18 protein-coding genes and 1 pseudogene are annotated in these 14,903 nt (G+C 48.8%); 2 read left to right on the top strand and 17 right to left on the bottom strand.

The window, feature by feature from the left end:
- The first annotated feature begins 103 nt into the window (after window positions 1-103).
- Window positions 104-925, top strand: coding sequence for a c-type cytochrome (locus tag VP504_RS23125; RefSeq protein WP_325894399.1), 822 nt, complete (start codon window positions 104-106; stop codon window positions 923-925).
- A 59-nt stretch (window positions 926-984) separates the two neighbouring features.
- Here VP504_RS23125 and VP504_RS23120 read toward each other — a convergent pair whose 3' ends face one another.
- Window positions 985-1,560: a peroxiredoxin family protein gene (locus tag VP504_RS23120; protein ID WP_325894398.1), complete on the bottom strand. Its 576-nt coding sequence runs from the start codon at window positions 1,558-1,560 to the stop codon at window positions 985-987.
- 132 nt (window positions 1,561-1,692) lie between these two features.
- Between VP504_RS23120 and VP504_RS23115 the strand changes: the two are divergent.
- Window positions 1,693-2,283: pseudogene (locus tag VP504_RS23115) on the top strand (type B chloramphenicol O-acetyltransferase).
- Window positions 2,284-2,314: 31 nt separating this feature from the next.
- Here the strand turns inward: VP504_RS23115 and phnP are convergent.
- The 16 genes from phnP to VP504_RS23035 all read right to left on the bottom strand — a co-directional run bounded on the left by phnP (window position 2,315) and on the right by VP504_RS23035 (window position 14,808).
- Complete coding sequence (gene phnP, locus VP504_RS23110) at window positions 2,315-3,073, bottom strand: phosphonate metabolism protein PhnP (RefSeq protein ID WP_325894397.1); 759 nt, start codon at window positions 3,071-3,073, stop codon at window positions 2,315-2,317.
- A 64-nt stretch (window positions 3,074-3,137) separates the two neighbouring features.
- Window positions 3,138-3,800: a DapH/DapD/GlmU-related protein gene (locus VP504_RS23105; protein ID WP_325894396.1), complete on the bottom strand. Its 663-nt coding sequence runs from the start codon at window positions 3,798-3,800 to the stop codon at window positions 3,138-3,140.
- Window positions 3,793-4,368: a ribose 1,5-bisphosphokinase gene (gene phnN, locus VP504_RS23100; protein WP_325894395.1), complete on the bottom strand. Its 576-nt coding sequence runs from the start codon at window positions 4,366-4,368 to the stop codon at window positions 3,793-3,795. The genes VP504_RS23105 and phnN overlap by 8 nt, the downstream gene beginning before the upstream one ends.
- 20 nt (window positions 4,369-4,388) lie before the next feature.
- Entirely contained in the window at window positions 4,389-5,525 is a 1,137-nt protein-coding gene (gene phnM, locus VP504_RS23095; protein ID WP_325894394.1) for an alpha-D-ribose 1-methylphosphonate 5-triphosphate diphosphatase, read from the bottom strand.
- A 15-nt stretch (window positions 5,526-5,540) separates the two neighbouring features.
- Window positions 5,541-6,263 (bottom strand): phosphonate C-P lyase system protein PhnL, encoded by a 723-nt coding sequence (phnL, locus tag VP504_RS23090; RefSeq protein WP_325894393.1) that lies wholly within the window; start codon window positions 6,261-6,263, stop codon window positions 5,541-5,543.
- An 8-nt stretch (window positions 6,264-6,271) separates the two neighbouring features.
- Complete coding sequence (gene phnK, locus VP504_RS23085; protein WP_325895427.1) at window positions 6,272-7,057, bottom strand: phosphonate C-P lyase system protein PhnK; 786 nt, start codon at window positions 7,055-7,057, stop codon at window positions 6,272-6,274.
- Between the two features lie 26 nt (window positions 7,058-7,083).
- On the bottom strand, window positions 7,084-7,971 hold the full coding sequence (locus VP504_RS23080) for an alpha-D-ribose 1-methylphosphonate 5-phosphate C-P-lyase PhnJ (RefSeq protein ID WP_325894392.1): 888 nt from the start codon (window positions 7,969-7,971) through the stop codon (window positions 7,084-7,086).
- Window positions 7,968-9,068 (bottom strand): carbon-phosphorus lyase complex subunit PhnI, encoded by a 1,101-nt coding sequence (locus VP504_RS23075; protein ID WP_325894391.1) that lies wholly within the window; start codon window positions 9,066-9,068, stop codon window positions 7,968-7,970. The genes VP504_RS23080 and VP504_RS23075 overlap by 4 nt, the downstream gene beginning before the upstream one ends.
- On the bottom strand, window positions 9,059-9,667 hold the full coding sequence (gene phnH / locus VP504_RS23070; RefSeq protein ID WP_325894390.1) for a phosphonate C-P lyase system protein PhnH: 609 nt from the start codon (window positions 9,665-9,667) through the stop codon (window positions 9,059-9,061). Before phnH ends, VP504_RS23075 begins: the two co-directional genes overlap by 10 nt.
- Window positions 9,664-10,116, bottom strand: coding sequence for a phosphonate C-P lyase system protein PhnG (gene phnG, locus VP504_RS23065; RefSeq protein ID WP_325894389.1), 453 nt, complete (start codon window positions 10,114-10,116; stop codon window positions 9,664-9,666). The genes phnH and phnG overlap by 4 nt, the downstream gene beginning before the upstream one ends.
- Window positions 10,117-10,812 carry a phosphonate metabolism transcriptional regulator PhnF gene (phnF, locus tag VP504_RS23060; RefSeq protein WP_325894388.1) on the bottom strand — a complete coding sequence of 232 codons (696 nt, stop codon included), beginning with the start codon at window positions 10,810-10,812 and terminating at the stop codon, window positions 10,117-10,119.
- A gap of 72 nt (window positions 10,813-10,884) precedes the next feature.
- The gene (phnE, locus tag VP504_RS23055; RefSeq protein WP_251879988.1) at window positions 10,885-11,673 is read right to left on the bottom strand and encodes a phosphonate ABC transporter, permease protein PhnE; all 789 of its coding nucleotides are present in this window, start codon (window positions 11,671-11,673) and stop codon (window positions 10,885-10,887) included.
- A 74-nt stretch (window positions 11,674-11,747) separates the two neighbouring features.
- A complete protein-coding gene (phnD, locus tag VP504_RS23050) occupies window positions 11,748-12,743 on the bottom strand; it encodes a phosphonate ABC transporter substrate-binding protein (protein ID WP_325894387.1) in 996 nt (331 codons plus the stop codon).
- Window positions 12,744-12,770: 27 nt separating this feature from the next.
- On the bottom strand, window positions 12,771-13,604 hold the full coding sequence (gene phnC, locus VP504_RS23045; RefSeq protein ID WP_325894386.1) for a phosphonate ABC transporter ATP-binding protein: 834 nt from the start codon (window positions 13,602-13,604) through the stop codon (window positions 12,771-12,773).
- Window positions 13,605-13,835: 231 nt separating this feature from the next.
- Entirely contained in the window at window positions 13,836-14,147 is a 312-nt protein-coding gene (locus VP504_RS23040) for a hypothetical protein (protein WP_325894385.1), read from the bottom strand.
- 58 nt (window positions 14,148-14,205) lie between these two features.
- Window positions 14,206-14,808, bottom strand: a complete 603-nt coding sequence (locus VP504_RS23035) for a hypothetical protein (protein WP_325894384.1) — start codon at window positions 14,806-14,808, stop codon at window positions 14,206-14,208.
- Between the last annotated feature and the right edge of the window lie 95 nt (window positions 14,809-14,903).

Raw genomic sequence — 14,903 nt, 5'->3', positions numbered from 1 at the left:
CTTGATCCGTTTCAAAGTAGGCAAATAAACATCAATACAATCAATCCTTAAGACTACTATAACAATGAAACAAAACAGGATGTTCAAAAATAAAGGTGACAATATGTTCAGGTTCATTTTTGCTATTATGCTAGGCTTTATCTCGTTCCAAGGTTTTGCCGACGATCGGAAGATTGAGTTTATTCTCAAAAATGGGGATCAGGTAATCTTTGAGAAGTCACTTGGTATCGATCGGATGAAAACCTCTGCAGCACCGCGTTCACTGTCGTTTCAATCTCCGGTTTATAAAAAGCCAATGACGTATAACGGGCTTGATTTCAAAGACGTTACGGCCTCTGCTGGTGTTGACTTCAGCAAAGTGGAAGAGATTAAGTTCGTCGCTCTGGATGGCTTCGTTGCTTCATGGTCTAAAGGAACCACGAAAAGCCCCTTGGTTGTCGTTACTGATGAGAAAGGAAATCCGAATGGCTTTACTGACATTGGTGAGGGCAAAGAAACACTCAACCCGGGGCCGTTTTATGTCATGACCACTGACCCAAATGAGTATAATAATTGGATATGGCCTTTTCAGGTTTATAAGATAGAGTTTAATTATCAAGCACCCAAGCCAGATTATTATCCTACCGGAGCAGAAGATAAACCTATTATTATGGCGGGATATGTTGCATTCAAATCAACATGTATTTCATGTCACTCAATTAATTTGGAAGGGGGTGACATAGGCCCAGAGCTAAATATTCCAAAAAACATTACCGAATATAGGGACAAAGAATATTTAAAGGCATTTATTAAGAACCCGAACTCATATCGCGCCAAATCTCGAATGCTGAAGTTTGAGCACCTATCTGACCAGCAGTTGAACGAACTTATCGAATATATGGCTTATATGGGCTCACTGAAAATGCTTGATAAGATTAACGAGTAAAATCAAAGAGCCGACCGCGTGTCGGCTCTTAACTATAGCAAGTTTGAAAGAGCAAACATTTATACCTTGCAACCATACTCATCACACCCGTTATTATCTCCTAAAGCCTTACCATCCGGACTTTGGGTATCTAAAGTTTGACTTTCTGCCCCAGCATTTGCTCCCTCTTCTAACAACGAACCAATAAGCGCTCCCACCTGCATATCACTCAGCATGCCGAAATGGTTAAGCCTGAGTTTGCCATGCTGATCCAGAATAAGAAGCGTCGGCGTTCCACCAAACTGATAGCGATCCATGGTCTTCGGAATCGTGTTGTGTTCACTGGGTTGATCAATCGCTACAGGAAACTGAATGCGATATTCATGAATAAACGCCCTCAATGCATCCGGAGTCATCACATCGTGATGCTCAAACACAGAATGCAAACCAATAACCTGTACGCCTGAGTCCGCGAATGTACTCTGAATATTTTTAGCCAGCGGTAAGCCGTGAGAAACACAACCAGGGCATAGCATTTGAAACACATAGATTACGACAATCTTACCCCGGTATTCATCAAGTTCTATGGCTCGCTCTGTGTTCAGCCATTCACTGGCAGTCAGTTTAAAAGTCTGACCCGATAATGCTCTTGACATATCTTTCTCCTATAAATATGGTTTCGCTTCGAAACAAATATATCTAGCTATAGGTACTCACGTCAAGTTTCCTTTGGTTGTCCTAGATGTCAGAAGTATCATTCTCGTGCAGCAACTCCAGTAAACAAGGCCATGAACTATTTTGAGTCCCCTTTTGTCGGCAAGCCCATCGCCGTGCAGATTACCAATCCAAATATCATCGTTGGGAAATACAGCAATTACTCGGGTTATTACCATCGACATAGCTTCGATGACTGTACCCGGTACCTGCTGCCTAGTCGCGATGACGTCGACAAACTAATCATCGGCAGTTTCTATTCCTTAGGCTCAGGCGTTGTGTTTGTGGTGGCAGGTAATCAAGGATACATAACAGATTGGATCAGCACCTTTCCGTTTTTCTATCAGGACAACGAGAACTTTGCTGATATCAAAGATGGCTTCTAACGCTCAGGTGGCACTGTGATTGGTAACGATGTCTGGATTGGTTCTGAATCCTGCCTCTTCCGGTCGTTTGGGTATAAAGATGTTGCCCCTTACGAGGTAGTTGGCTCCAACCCCGCAAAACATATCAAATTCCGTTTCAGTGAAACTGAAATTCAAATGCTATTGGAAATGCACTGGTGGAACTGGAGCGATGAACAACTGAGAGGCTCGATGTCATTGATATGCTCTTCAGATATTGAGTGGCTTTATCAGAACTGGAAGACATACATTTCCGAGTAGAGTGTGAATACGTAAGGGCAACAATTTGCCCTTATACTTCCATCCCTTCCCTACCAATTTCCATCCAATCAGGAATATCGTTCTCCATAAGCCAGCAGTCCAACTCATGACCGATATGGGTAATGATGAGTTCTTTTGGCTGAAGTTTTTCATAAACCTGGCTTGCCGCTTCAACGTTTCCATGGTTTGATCCCTCATGCTCAGGCGGAAACGAACAATCCAGAATCAAAGCGTCCAGTTGATTTAACGAAGCGAGGAAATCGAGCGTTTGAGCGGGCAGCCCGTCAGTATCAGTGAGATACGCTATACCTTTCGGCCCATATTCCAGCAAGTACCCAACCGTTGGTCGCGAATGATTAAGTTGAAGTGGCGTCACTCGGAGCCCATTAATATTGACCACATCGCCATGATTCATTTCGGGCAAAAATCTCAGGCAGCCAGGGTGCTTAAGAAGATCAGCACACCCTTGCTCGTCATCCGGACACCAAACTGGAATGGGTGAAGGATTGCCCCACCTCAAATGAAAAAGCCCTTGAATATGGTCAACATGGAAATGTGTCAGTAGAAAACCATGATAGGTACCCGCAGGAAAGCGGTCATGTAAATCCATCAAGCCAGCATCAATCAACAACCTTTGACGTGCACTGCCTTTACCCCACTCCACCATAGCAGAGCAGGGCTTTCGCTCAAATGCAGTGTGTTCTCTAGCTCTTTGACATGCGGCACATTCACATCCGTATAGGGGTACTCCCCCTGCCGCCCCTGTTCCTAACAAGGTCACTCTTAGCATTGGTTCTTCCATGCGCAAAATAATTGGGTGTATACACAACCTTATACCCTTCAATTGATGACAGTCAGTAGTGTTGCTCTGCTGCCTCGATAAAGGCTTCTGCACTATTCTGAAAGTATGGAAAATACTGCCTGATTTTCTCTTCCGGCCAATCCCACCAGCACAGGCTTTCCAACTTTCTCGCGGTGTCTGGATTTTCAAACCTTGACCGCAACATCTTCGCTGGATTACCAACCACAATGGTATAGCTTTGCACATTTTTGGTGACTACGCTGCCTGCGCCGATGATCGCACCATCTCCGACGCTGACGCCGGGGAGAATGATGACACCATGCCCAATCCAGACATCATTCCCAATCGTCACCCGGTTTTCCGCCCGCCAGTCGAATACCTCTGCATCCTTGTCTGAGCCGGCCTGATGGAGTTCTTCCATTCCATATTTTCCGGGACGATAGGTAAAGTGATGTAACGTCGGCCGCCACCAAGCGTGGTTGCCGGGATTAATCCGAACCTTTGAAGCAATCGAGGTGAACTTACCAATGTCAGTGTTCGCCACTTCACTGTCGGGACCAATATAGCTGAAGTCTTGCAGTGCAACATGTTCCAATAATGTACGTTCGCCGACTTCAGTCCATCGCCCGAGCACCGAGTCAGTTACCACAGCATCGCGACAAATTGTTGCTTCTTCATGCAAAGTGAGATTTGTGTCAATGTGATGCTTATTCATGGTGATTGCCTCCGTTTTCTTTGCACAGTGCGATATCTAATTCACAAGCAAACTGAGCAACGGTGTCTTCAAGTTTCCCGCTGTTGTTGAGATGAATCGCATTGGCCGGGCGCATCGCATCATAGTGAATGGCGCGTTCCAATCGCTGGGCAATTTCTTCTACGCTTTCTCTGCCCCGGGCTTCGAGACGCTCTCTAAGTGCATCAGGGTTGACTGAGATCCATACGACTTCCAGCTGTTCTCCAAATACCCCTCTGGCGAAGGGTAGATACGCTCGAGAACCATTCACCATCACATCCATGCCCGACGCCAACCAAGTTTCCACTTCACGCCCCACCCCATAGCGCAGTCCGTTCGCTCGCCAGTGCATGGAAAACAGTTCTTGCTTGATACGAAGATCAAATTCGTCGTCTGACAAGGCAACATGATTTTCACTGCCAGCAGAAGCAGGCCGTGTAATGTAACGATGCGCCACCATTAGCCTGTCGCAGAAGCGCTCTCTGGCGGCATTGATCAGCGAATCCTTCCCCGCCCCAGAAGCACCAAGCACATAAAACAGCTTTGCCATTTTCTTGTCCTGCCTTTGGGTTAAAACACGCGGCGTCCTTGACGCCAGACCTGCTCCACATAAGGCTGATCGTAATGACGCTCTACGAGCAGCAGATCTGCCCGCATGCCCTCTTTAATGATGCCGCGATCTGAAAGGCTAAGCGCGGACGCAGGGTTACGTGTCGCCAGACATGTCGCAGAGGGCAGATCCAGCGCATTGCGATCATCATCTGCAAGACGGAAAACCGCATCCAACAAACTGCCAGGGAAATAATCAGACGACAGTGCATCTAACACGCCCAACGACGCCAGCTCATGCGCTGCGACATTGCCTGAGTGCGAGCCACCACGAACCACGTTGGGCGCTCCCATCATGACTTTCAGACCAAGTTCGTGGGAGCGTTGCGCCGCTTCAATAGTGGTAGGGAATTCCGCCAACACCAGTCCCAATGCACGGGATTCTTCCACATGGGCACGGGTCGCATCGTCATGGCTTGCAAGAGGGATATTTCTGTCATGGCAAAGGCTCGCAATCGCTCGTCGGTTTAGGTCTGACCATATCGCAGACTTTTCACGCTGGTCCTGTTCGAATGCGGCCATTTCCTCGTCATTGAGATTGTATTTACCCTGATAGTATTCGTAATACTTGGTGAGATTCACGAACTGGCGCTGACCCGGAGAGTGGTCCATCAGGGACACCATATGGGTCTGATCCAAGTCGAGATAAAGCTTAGCTAAATCAACCGTCGTCTCGTGGGGCAACTCACAACGGATATGAACGAAATGCTCAGCGCGATTCAAACCTCTTTCGCCACTTTGGACAATGGTATTGATCATCTTGTCGAGGTTATCCTGACGATGGCCACCATCGCGCACATCACCGACTGCAATCGCATCCAGGACCGTTGTGATACCGGCTCCGATAAGTTGCGCATCATGCGCTGCCATGGCCGAAAATGCCGGCCAGCTAACCTTTGGTCGCGGCGTGAAGTACTTTTCCAGATTGTCGGTATGCAGCTCAATTAGCCCCGGCATCAACCATCCCTGATTGCCATCTACTGCTCCTGGCTGATAGCTGGGCGAATCAGACATGGCGCGAATAATGCCGTTCTCAACTTCTAACGAGCCATTAACGACTTCGTCTTCCAACACCAGTTGAACATTGGTAATGATCATTGTCGCTTCCTTCCCTTAGGCCGATTTCAATGTCGAGGTTGAAATGTCGTAGAACTTATCTGCCACTTGCTGGCGGACGTATTCGTCGTGAAATATGCCAACGATGGCGGCACCCCGTTGCTTGGCTTCCAGAATGAGTTCAATCACGACATCACGGTTCTTCTCATCCAGTGATGCCGTCGGTTCATCCAGCAACAGAATCGGTGATTCAACGATAAAGCCACGTGCAATATTCACTCGTTGCTGTTCACCACCAGAAAATGTGGCAGGTGCCAAATGCCAAAGGTGTTCGGGCACGTTGAGTCGCTTCAACAAAGCACCAGCCTTTTGCCGTGAAGTCTCCTTGCATTCCCCTCGTTCCAACAAAGGCTGTGCCACCACATCCAGTGCACTGATGCGGGGAATAACACGCAGAAACTGGCTCACCCAACCTAAGGTGTTTTTGCGAACATCCAGAACGTCGCGGGGCAGCGCACTGGCAATATCCACCCAATGCTCGCCTTGCGTTGTATTTTGGTGTCGTACCTTAATTTCGCCGTTATCGACAAGGTAATTCGCATATAGCGCGCGGAGTAAAGTACTCTTCCCTGCACCCGAACGACCCAGCAGTACAACGCATTCCCCTTTGTCGACAGAGAAGCTAGAGTCGGCAAGCACGGAGAGCTTCGCACTGCCTTGATTGTGAAGAACGAAAGTCTTACTGACATTCGACACGCTTAACATGATTGTGTTTGTCATGGTCTTCCCTACCCCTGCAAGACGGATGATACGAGCAACTGTGTGTAAGGATGTTGCGGATCGTCGAGCACCTGATCGGTCAGCCCGGTTTCGACAATTCGACTCTCTTTCATCACCACCAATCGGTGAGCCAGTAATCTCGCGACAGCCAAATCATGGGTTACGATGACCACAGACAGCCCTAAGTCCGTAACGAGATTTCGAATCAAATCCAGCAGCCTTGCCTGCACAGAAACATCAAGCCCACCTGTCGGTTCATCCATAAAGATGAGTCTCGGATTCGTCACCAGATTGCGGGCAATTTGCAGTCTTTGCTGCATACCGCCGGAGAAAGTGATTGGCATGTCGTCGATTCGGTCTTTAGGAATCTCCACCTGAGAAAGCCAGTCCAATGCTTGCTCCCGAATATCGCCGTAATGTCGGTTTCCTACTGCCATCAGTCGTTCGCCGATGTTGCCACCAGCAGAAACCCGCGGGCGTAATCCATCCATCGGATGCTGATGAACCACTCCCCAATCGGTGCGCAGTAATCGACGGCGTTCACTTTCAGAAAGCGCATAGAGGCTCGCTTGAGAGCCATCTTCAAACTGGTAATTCACTGCGCCACAATCTGGCGTTTCACGACCTGAAAGCACACGTAACAAGGTGCTTTTTCCAGAGCCTGACTCACCCACAATACCCAGCACTTCGCCTGGCCATATAGCAAAAGAGATGTTCTGACACCCCTTGCCTGGCTGATAAAGCTTGGTGAGGCTTTCTACTTCCAAAAGTGGCTGTAAATCCGTTGCTTGCATCGTCGCGTGCTCGCGACCTAACTCTGTTACTGACACGCGCGCTTCTCCTCTTGCTCCTTTTTCAGAGCATTTTTTGACTGCTGGTCATTGCAATAATCGGTATCAGAACACACGAAAATTCGGTTGCCTTTATCATCCGTTACTACTTCATCCAGAAAGCTGGTTGTTGAACCACAGATGCAGCAAGGCTCACCCCATTGCTGAATTTCAAAGGGGTGATCGTCGAAATCCAGACTCTTCACATCGGTATAGGGAGGAATGGCGTAAATACGCTTTTCACGCCCAGCGCCAAAGAGTTGCAGCGCGGGCATTTGATCCATCTTGGGGTTATCGAATTTCGGAATAGGCGAAGGATCCATGATGTAGCGACCATTAACCCGCACTGGGTAGGCGTATGCGGTCGAGATATGACCATAGCGCGCGATGTCCTCGTAGAGCTTCACATGCATCACGCCATATTCTTCCAGACCATGCATTTTGCGTGTTTCCGTCTCACGCGGTTCAATAAAACGCAATGGCTCAGGGATCGGCACCTGATACACCAGTATCTGACCTTCGTTCAGTTTTTTTTCTGGAATGCGGTGGCGGGTCTGAATCAGCGTAGCCTGCTCAGTGCGCTCAGTAGTTTCAACGCCGGCAACCTTTTCAAAGAAGTGGCGGATGGAAACCGCGTTTGTGGTGTCGTCAGCCCCTTGGTCAATCACTTTAAGCACATCAGGCTCACCAATAATGGCAGCGGTGATTTGAATACCGCCTGTGCCCCAGCCATAAGGCATGGGCATTTCGCGGCCACCAAACGGCACCTGATAACCGGGAATCGCAATGGCTTTTAGCAGGGTACGTCGAATCATGCGTTTGGTTTGTTCATCGAGATAACCGAAGTTATAACCACTTTGAACGGCTTGCGTAGTCATAGCGCTTCTCCTTCGCCGGATGCGTCGCGGCCATCAAATTCTTTTTGAAGCTTGCGGATAAGTTCGAGCTCAGCCTGAAAGTCCACGTAGTGCGGCAACTTCAGGTGGCTGACAAAACCCGCGGCTTCAACGTTGTCGCCGTGCGCTAACACAAACTCTTCATCCTGAGCAGGGCCTTGTTGCACTTCGTCATATTCGCCACATTGCAACGCTCTATCTACCAACGCCATAGACATCGCTTTACGCTCAGAAAAACCAAACGTGACGCCGTAACCCCTTGTGAATTTCGCTTTATGCTTTTTACTGCCAGTGAAACCATTGATCATCTGGCATTCGGTCATTTCGATATCGCCAATTTCAATGGCAAAGCCTAATTCTTCAGGAACGACTTCAAGCGTGACTTTGCCAGAGCGGATTTCGCTGGCAAACGGGTGATTGCGCCCGTAACCACGCTGGGTGGAATATCCCAACGCCAGCAAAAATCCCTCATCACTACGCGCAAGTTGCTGCAACCTTGCACTTCGGTTTGCCGGGAATGTCGGTGGCTCCATGGTGATATCATCCGGCGCTGCACCGTTATCTTCCTCAGTCACCGTCAGGTCGAGGTTTTCCAGAATACTCATCACCCTTGGGCAATGCGCCACCTCATTGATATCACTGAGTTTGGCGGGTTCGCTACTTTCTCCACCTTCTGCCAACAAAGCAAAATCAAGCAATCGATGGGTGTAGTCATAAGTTGGCCCGAGTACCTGTCCACCCGGCAAATCTTTATAAGTTGCAGAGATACGACGCTCGATTTTCATCGTTTCGGTATTCGCAGGTTCCGTCACCGCCAGCCGAGGCAAAGTAGTGCGATAGGCGCGAAGCAGGAAGATAGCTTCCACCAAGTCACCGCCAGCTTGTTTGATAGCCAACGCCGCAAGTTCTTTGTCATAGATGCCACCTTCGGTCATCACACGATCTGTCGCGCCAGCCAGTTGTTCGGCTATTTGTTTGACATTCAGAGCGGCTTGCGAAAAAGAGCCCCTGCGTTTTTTGTCCTGCAATTCATGAGCAGCAGCGATGGCTTTCTCACCGCCTTTTACAGCTACATACATGTGACCTCCTGAATTTCCAGCGTCACCTCTGTCGAGCGAGGCAATGCAATAATGTCGGAGCCGGATGTAAACAGAATGTCCACACCATGGGGGAAGTGGCTGCGTTTTGTTACCAAAGCCAGAAGCAGCAGCGGGTTCAAACCCTTCACTCTCATTTTTGTTGTCGACTGAATACCGGGGCCGGCCAGCACCAGCACATCACCTTCCTTCAGGCTGTCCACCTCAATAATCAACGTGGTGCTTCTGTCCGGATAGTGTTCGCTACCAACATTGAAACCTTCAAAGTCTTCCAGTTCACTGCCTCTGGCAAGCGCAAAAGCGGACTCGCACTTCTGACCAGAGAGCGGTGCGCCACAGTGAAAACGGATGTTTTCAACCAAAGTTTCATCTGCATTGAAGCGTTCTGATAGCCACAGGCTGGTTGCGTTGTCGGCCAACGTCAGTAATACCTGAGTCGCTGCGCGGCTAGTTGTTCCAAACTGAGCGGTGTAGTCCAATGAAACCTGTTTCCCGGGGTGGGACATCGCCTCCATTAACTCTCGGAAGACCTGCTGTGCATCATGCACGGGTGACTCAAAACTCGCTGTTATCTTGCTCATTCGTCCTCTCCTCTCACCATGGTGAAAAAGTCGACTTTACTGGTCGCCACTTCCCTTGCCCGCAACTGCTCCTGTTCTGCTTTTTCTGCGGCGAGCGGCGATATCAGGGCTTGCTGCAGCGCATCATGTGCTGGGGTTTGCATCAATGCATCCACTACAGCAGCGAGTTCTGCATGCTGTTTGTTTCTTCCAGTGACATAGCTGTAACCCAGCTCGCCACTACCCAGTCGAACCACAGCACGGGTGATGGTGACATCGCCCATATTGAAAGCGTTGCCTGTACCGCCCATTCGGGCGCGTACCTGAGCCAACCCCAGTTCAGGTGCGCGAACCAACTGGTATTGCGGGTCGAGTGCGAGTTTTTCCCAGTGCGTTATCAGCGCATTGGCATCCGCTCTGGCGAGGACTGACATCCAGCGCTGGCGCGGTGTTTGCTGTTCCTGTTCCATTCAGTGCTCCAAAACAATCTCGACCAGATCAGAACGAGTATGGGATGATGAAAACTCCACAATCCGGTCAGTTCCTGTTATTACGTTGGTGGTTTTAAACACCATGATGGGTGTCTTGCCCGACAGTTGAAGCAAACGACAATCGGTCTTTTTCGGCATCATGGCTCTGAGCCGAGTACTTTTACGAGTGAGGTGTACATCCAACTTATCTTTGAGAAAAGCGTGCAGCGAACCCACTTCGAAGTGCTTCACTGCTGGCCACCATTCCAGATCAGCAAGATAGTGATCAATCACGCTCGCTGGTATGCCGTTTATCTTGCGGAGGGTGCGAAGTTTGATGATTTGCGATTCCTGCCCGACACCAAACATGCCTGCAATTTTCTCGTTTGCAGCCACCAGTCCCCTGCTGATCACTTGACTGGTCGGCAAACTGCCCTGTTCCATCAAGTTGTCCGTAAAGTGGGCACCGGCGTGAAGCGGATAGTCATAAGGTTGACTGACCACCATGTTGCCCCGACCCTGCTGGCGCTCAATGAGGCCAGTAAATACCAGTTCATCAATCGCACGTCTCACCGTGTGGCGGTTCACGTCATACTTCTTTGCCAGCTTGGATTCAGGCGGCAGGTAATCCCCCGCCTGAAAATGGCTGCGAACTTCCTGTTCAAGATGTCTGGCGATATCTAAATAAACTCGCATGCTTTATCCTTCTTTATTCCACTGCGCTTATGGGTTATCTAGACAAGTAGGGTGAAATAAAAAGTCCGTCCTTCAGATGAACATCTTGCGGATGTGCTGGGACGCGAAGTCGATAAGACTGACAGTCACAATCACGATCAGCATGATGGCGGCGGTCTGTTGGAACTGGAATCCGCGAATCGCTTCCCATAGCAACACACCAATGCCACCCGCACCAACCATGCCGACCACGGTGGCTGAGCGGACATTTGATTCGAACCGGTACAAGGTGAACGAAATCCAAAGTGGCAATACTTGAGGTAACACCCCGTACATCACTTCCTCAATCTTGTTTGCTCCGGTAGCCCGAACGCCTTCGACAGGGCCGATATCAATCGCTTCGACTGCTTCAGAAAACAGCTTGGCGAGCACGCCCGTGGTGTGAACAAACAACGCCAATACACCAGCGAATGGCCCCAGACCGACAGCAACGACGAATAACATCGCGAAAACCATTTCGTTTATGGCTCGCGCAGCATCCATCAAACGGCGCATTGGCTGATAAACCCACCAAGGCACAATGTTTTCTGCGCAAAGTAGTCCGAAAGGAATCGAAAGAAGGACAGAGAGCACGGTGCCCCAGATAGCGATTTGAATGGTGATCAGGGTTTCATCGACATAAAGCTTCCAATGTGTGAAATCCGGCGGGAAAAAATCAGACCCCAGCTCTGCCATATTTCCAGCATCTTTAATGAGTTGTGCTGGATTCATCTCAGAACCTTGCCATGACCAGGCAAGCACGATAGCCACAATCAACATGCCAACAAAGCGTTTCCAGTTAGAAGTTTGTGGCGCGGTTAAAACGGCGGTATTACTGCTCATTTTAGAATTCCATCAGGCTACAAATAACCGAGTTAATAAGAAGAGCCGGAGAGAACTCCGGCTCTGTTGAACCTTTATTCCATGGCTTCCAAAGCACTCATTTGGCGATTTAGTGCTGCCAGGGAACTCTTGATTTTAGTCAGCTCTGCGGCTTGCTTATCAGAGAGCTTGTCTTGGTTGCTCAGGCCATTCAGCTGCTTGTAAAGCGCCAGTTGACGAATAGGCAGCAGTTGTAGGTCGCTTGATGGCTTGAACGGTGCCCAGTCGAGACCTTTCAGAATCGCCACTTCCTGTGCGTCGCCCGTTGTGCCGTAGTTCATGAAGAAGCTGTAGATGTCTTGTTTCACGTTATCTGGAAGGTTCTTACGCCACACGATTGGGTCAGAAGGGATGAGTGGCGATTGCCAAATCACTTTAATGTTTTTGAATTTTTCAGGATTGGTGCGCTCGAAGCGACGCATATTTTCAGTGTTGTTGGTCGCCACATCCACTTGCTTGTTAGCAACCGCGAACAGGTTTACTTCGTGGCTTGAGTTGAGCGTACGTTTGAAGTCACTTGGCTGGATGTTGTTCTTCGCGAACACATAGTAAGAAGGCACCAAGAAGCCAGAAGTAGAGTTAGGATCACCGTTACCAAAAGCCAACTTATTGCGGCTTGCAATCATGTCTTCAACGCTATTGATTGGGCTATCTTTGTGGACCACCAAAAGGCTCCAGTAGCCCGGATTACCTTCTGAATCGACAGTTTGCGCGAAGATTTCACCGCCAGAACGGTCGACCGCTTCCATCGCGGATTTGTTGCCAAACCATGCAACGTCAACTTTGTCAAAACGCATGCCCTGAATGATTCCCGCGTAGTCAGGCGCAAAGTAGGCTTTCACTTCCATACCCAGTTTTTTGCTCATGTCGTCCAGGAACGGGTCCCAAACGGATTTGAGGTTTTGCTGAGATTCCGTAGAAATAATACCGAAGTTCAGGGTGTCCATTTTTTCATCTGCAGAAACTGGCGCAGTAACTGCCGCAGCCAGCATGCTAAGTCCACAGGTGATTGTGCGTAGTACTCGTAACATCTTCGTCGTCCTTTGTGTGTTAACGGTTTAACTGATTAGAGAAAGTGGCGCTCTTCCCAAAGAAGTCGGTTGCTCTTCCACACCGACTTCCAAATTCATTTCTGATTTACTGCCATAGAGTTCGGCGAGGGCCAGCTTATCGATCGCCGCACTTTCGCCTTGATAGAAGATTTTTCCGTCGCGTAATGCCACAACGTGCTGACAGTATTTAAGGGCGTGATCAACCTGGTGAAGCGTAACGATCACAGGGATACCCTCACGCTGGTTGATGTCGCTGAGTAGCTCCATCACGATGCGTGAAGACTCTGGATCCAGAGAAGCAATAGGCTCGTCGGCAAAAATGATGCGGGCTTTTTGCATGAGTGCACGGGCAATGGCGACACGCTGTTGCTGTCCGCCCGACAGCGTAGAAACGCGCTGATGAGCGAAGTCTTGCATGCCAACACGCTCTAGTGCGGCCATTGCTTCTGCTTTCTGTTGCTTGGTGAAGTTACCAGTGATCGTGCGCCAGAATGGCGTGTAGTTAAGAGCACCAATCAGTACATTAGTCATGACTGACAGGCGATTTACCAAGTTGAACTGCTGGAAGATGTAGCCGGCTTGAGCCCGACAATCACGAACCTCACCAGAAGCCCGCCCCTGACTCTGCACAGTTTTACCAAGTACCCGAATCTGCCCCTGCAGTGTTTTGTCTGAAAAGACCAATCCGCTGAGATGTCGAAGCAGCGTGGATTTTCCTGACCCCGAAGGCCCAAGCAGCGCTGTCATTTCTTTATGTTGAATTTTGAGGTTGATCTGATCGAGCGCTTTGTTCTTTCCAAACGTTTTCGTCAAACCATTCACTTCGATAATACTATCCATGTTTCAGGGAACCTCGTTATGTGATGTCCCTATCGTGTGGCCTATTTGTGTCGTTTTTATAACGGAATAGTGTCAGAGAGATTGACGTTAAATTGGAGGGGAAAGAGGTATAAAACGTTCTAGGGCGTGGAATGACGGGGGCTAGAGAGGTTATCTAGATAGGTCAATCAAGTTGTCTAGATAACCTCGTCATTAAATATTCATATTTGTCCTTTCACACTACGAACGAGACTAATGAGTGACTTGTATTTCGACCTTGTAAGGGGTTTCCAGCTGCATGGTATCGCCAAATTTAACAATGGTTTCCAGCGCTAGAACCTCTCCTGAGAACTTGGTTTTCTTGTTCTCAATCAAGTCACGCCAAATATCGTCTAACGACAATATGCGAGTATTATTGAAACCCTCAAATGACAGTCTCATGCACTGCTGCCAGTCTTTACCGCTGCCTGTTCTTTCATACTCAGCGCCGACCGCTCCAACCGTTCTCTTGGACGACACTTCAACACAAAACTCGGAAACTTCTTGTTCTTTCCATGTATTCATCTTGGATGCCTCATCATTTAACCTTTCAAAATTATAGATGGAGGCTAACTCATTTATCTCATTTATAAGACAAATGTGACCTGGCGCGTTTTCCGCGACGCCACCACAAGATGAGATGGAAAAGAGCAAATAAGCCATGCCCCCAGACATAGGCTTCTATCGCAGTGACTGAAATTTTATGGATCGCTAAAAAGTCTGGGCTCAATGGGTTTTCATTTAACATGGCAATCGCCCATATTGCGCCAGTCACTGCTGCCAAAATCAATGCCAACAAACCCAAGCCTTCAACCGCCGCCGCCAACCCACCGGGCTTTGGAGAAGGTAGACGGCCCGACTTCATAATCCGTATGTCAGCCTTTATGCGTTTAATGTTCCCAAATAGCCAAGGATACAAATCAGTGATTGGTCGGCGGTTAATTACAGTGACAAAGAAAACCATCGAAAAGAGAAGTAGCCCCACACCACCGTACATATGAACATGGTCAATGAGGGTGAGGTGGTAAACAGTAGATTCATTGATGACGTGCATACCAGCAGATGTTAACAGCTGAAAGAGTACCCAGCTTAACGTCGTAAAGTGGAGCCATTTCTCAGCTGAAGGCAGCCGTGCAAAAAGGAAGGAAAGTCCGCGAATCGCTTTATTTGAAATTTGAACGTGCATAACACCGTTACTGCTTGTGATCGTTAAGCAAGTCTATGAAGGTGTTTTATGATACCGCTGTCTCATAAGTAAAATTTTAATCAAAAAAGCGGGAA

It is taken from the genome of Grimontia sp. NTOU-MAR1 (assembly GCF_035758505.1).
GTDB classification, from domain to species: Bacteria; Pseudomonadota; Gammaproteobacteria; order Enterobacterales; family Vibrionaceae; genus Enterovibrio; species Enterovibrio marinus.
The sequence above is the reverse complement of the archived record's forward strand: the minus strand, read 5'-3'. Positions and strand labels throughout refer to the sequence as shown.

Excerpts from the sequence above, each read along its gene's own strand:
- VP504_RS23125 (WP_325894399.1), top strand. The coding sequence starts at position 104 with ATGTTCAGGTTCATTTTTGCTATTATGCTAGGCTTTATCTCGTTCCAA.
- VP504_RS23120 (WP_325894398.1), bottom strand. The coding sequence starts at position 1,560 with ATGTCAAGAGCATTATCGGGTCAGACTTTTAAACTGACTGCCAGTGAA.
- phnP (WP_325894397.1), bottom strand. The coding sequence starts at position 3,073 with ATGCTAAGAGTGACCTTGTTAGGAACAGGGGCGGCAGGGGGAGTACCC.
- VP504_RS23105 (WP_325894396.1), bottom strand. The coding sequence starts at position 3,800 with ATGAATAAGCATCACATTGACACAAATCTCACTTTGCATGAAGAAGCA.
- phnN (WP_325894395.1), bottom strand. The coding sequence starts at position 4,368 with ATGGCAAAGCTGTTTTATGTGCTTGGTGCTTCTGGGGCGGGGAAGGAT.
- phnM (WP_325894394.1), bottom strand. The coding sequence starts at position 5,525 with ATGATCATTACCAATGTTCAACTGGTGTTGGAAGACGAAGTCGTTAAT.
- phnL (WP_325894393.1), bottom strand. The coding sequence starts at position 6,263 with ATGACAAACACAATCATGTTAAGCGTGTCGAATGTCAGTAAGACTTTC.
- phnK (WP_325895427.1), bottom strand. The coding sequence starts at position 7,057 with ATGCAAGCAACGGATTTACAGCCACTTTTGGAAGTAGAAAGCCTCACC.
- VP504_RS23080 (WP_325894392.1), bottom strand. The coding sequence starts at position 7,971 with ATGACTACGCAAGCCGTTCAAAGTGGTTATAACTTCGGTTATCTCGAT.
- VP504_RS23075 (WP_325894391.1), bottom strand. The coding sequence starts at position 9,068 with ATGTATGTAGCTGTAAAAGGCGGTGAGAAAGCCATCGCTGCTGCTCAT.
- phnH (WP_325894390.1), bottom strand. The coding sequence starts at position 9,667 with ATGAGCAAGATAACAGCGAGTTTTGAGTCACCCGTGCATGATGCACAG.
- phnG (WP_325894389.1), bottom strand. The coding sequence starts at position 10,116 with ATGGAACAGGAACAGCAAACACCGCGCCAGCGCTGGATGTCAGTCCTC.
- phnF (WP_325894388.1), bottom strand. The coding sequence starts at position 10,812 with ATGCGAGTTTATTTAGATATCGCCAGACATCTTGAACAGGAAGTTCGC.
- phnE (WP_251879988.1), bottom strand. The coding sequence starts at position 11,673 with ATGAGCAGTAATACCGCCGTTTTAACCGCGCCACAAACTTCTAACTGG.
- phnD (WP_325894387.1), bottom strand. The coding sequence starts at position 12,743 with ATGTTACGAGTACTACGCACAATCACCTGTGGACTTAGCATGCTGGCT.
- phnC (WP_325894386.1), bottom strand. The coding sequence starts at position 13,604 with ATGGATAGTATTATCGAAGTGAATGGTTTGACGAAAACGTTTGGAAAG.
- VP504_RS23040 (WP_325894385.1), bottom strand. The coding sequence starts at position 14,147 with ATGAATACATGGAAAGAACAAGAAGTTTCCGAGTTTTGTGTTGAAGTG.
- VP504_RS23035 (WP_325894384.1), bottom strand. The coding sequence starts at position 14,808 with ATGCACGTTCAAATTTCAAATAAAGCGATTCGCGGACTTTCCTTCCTT.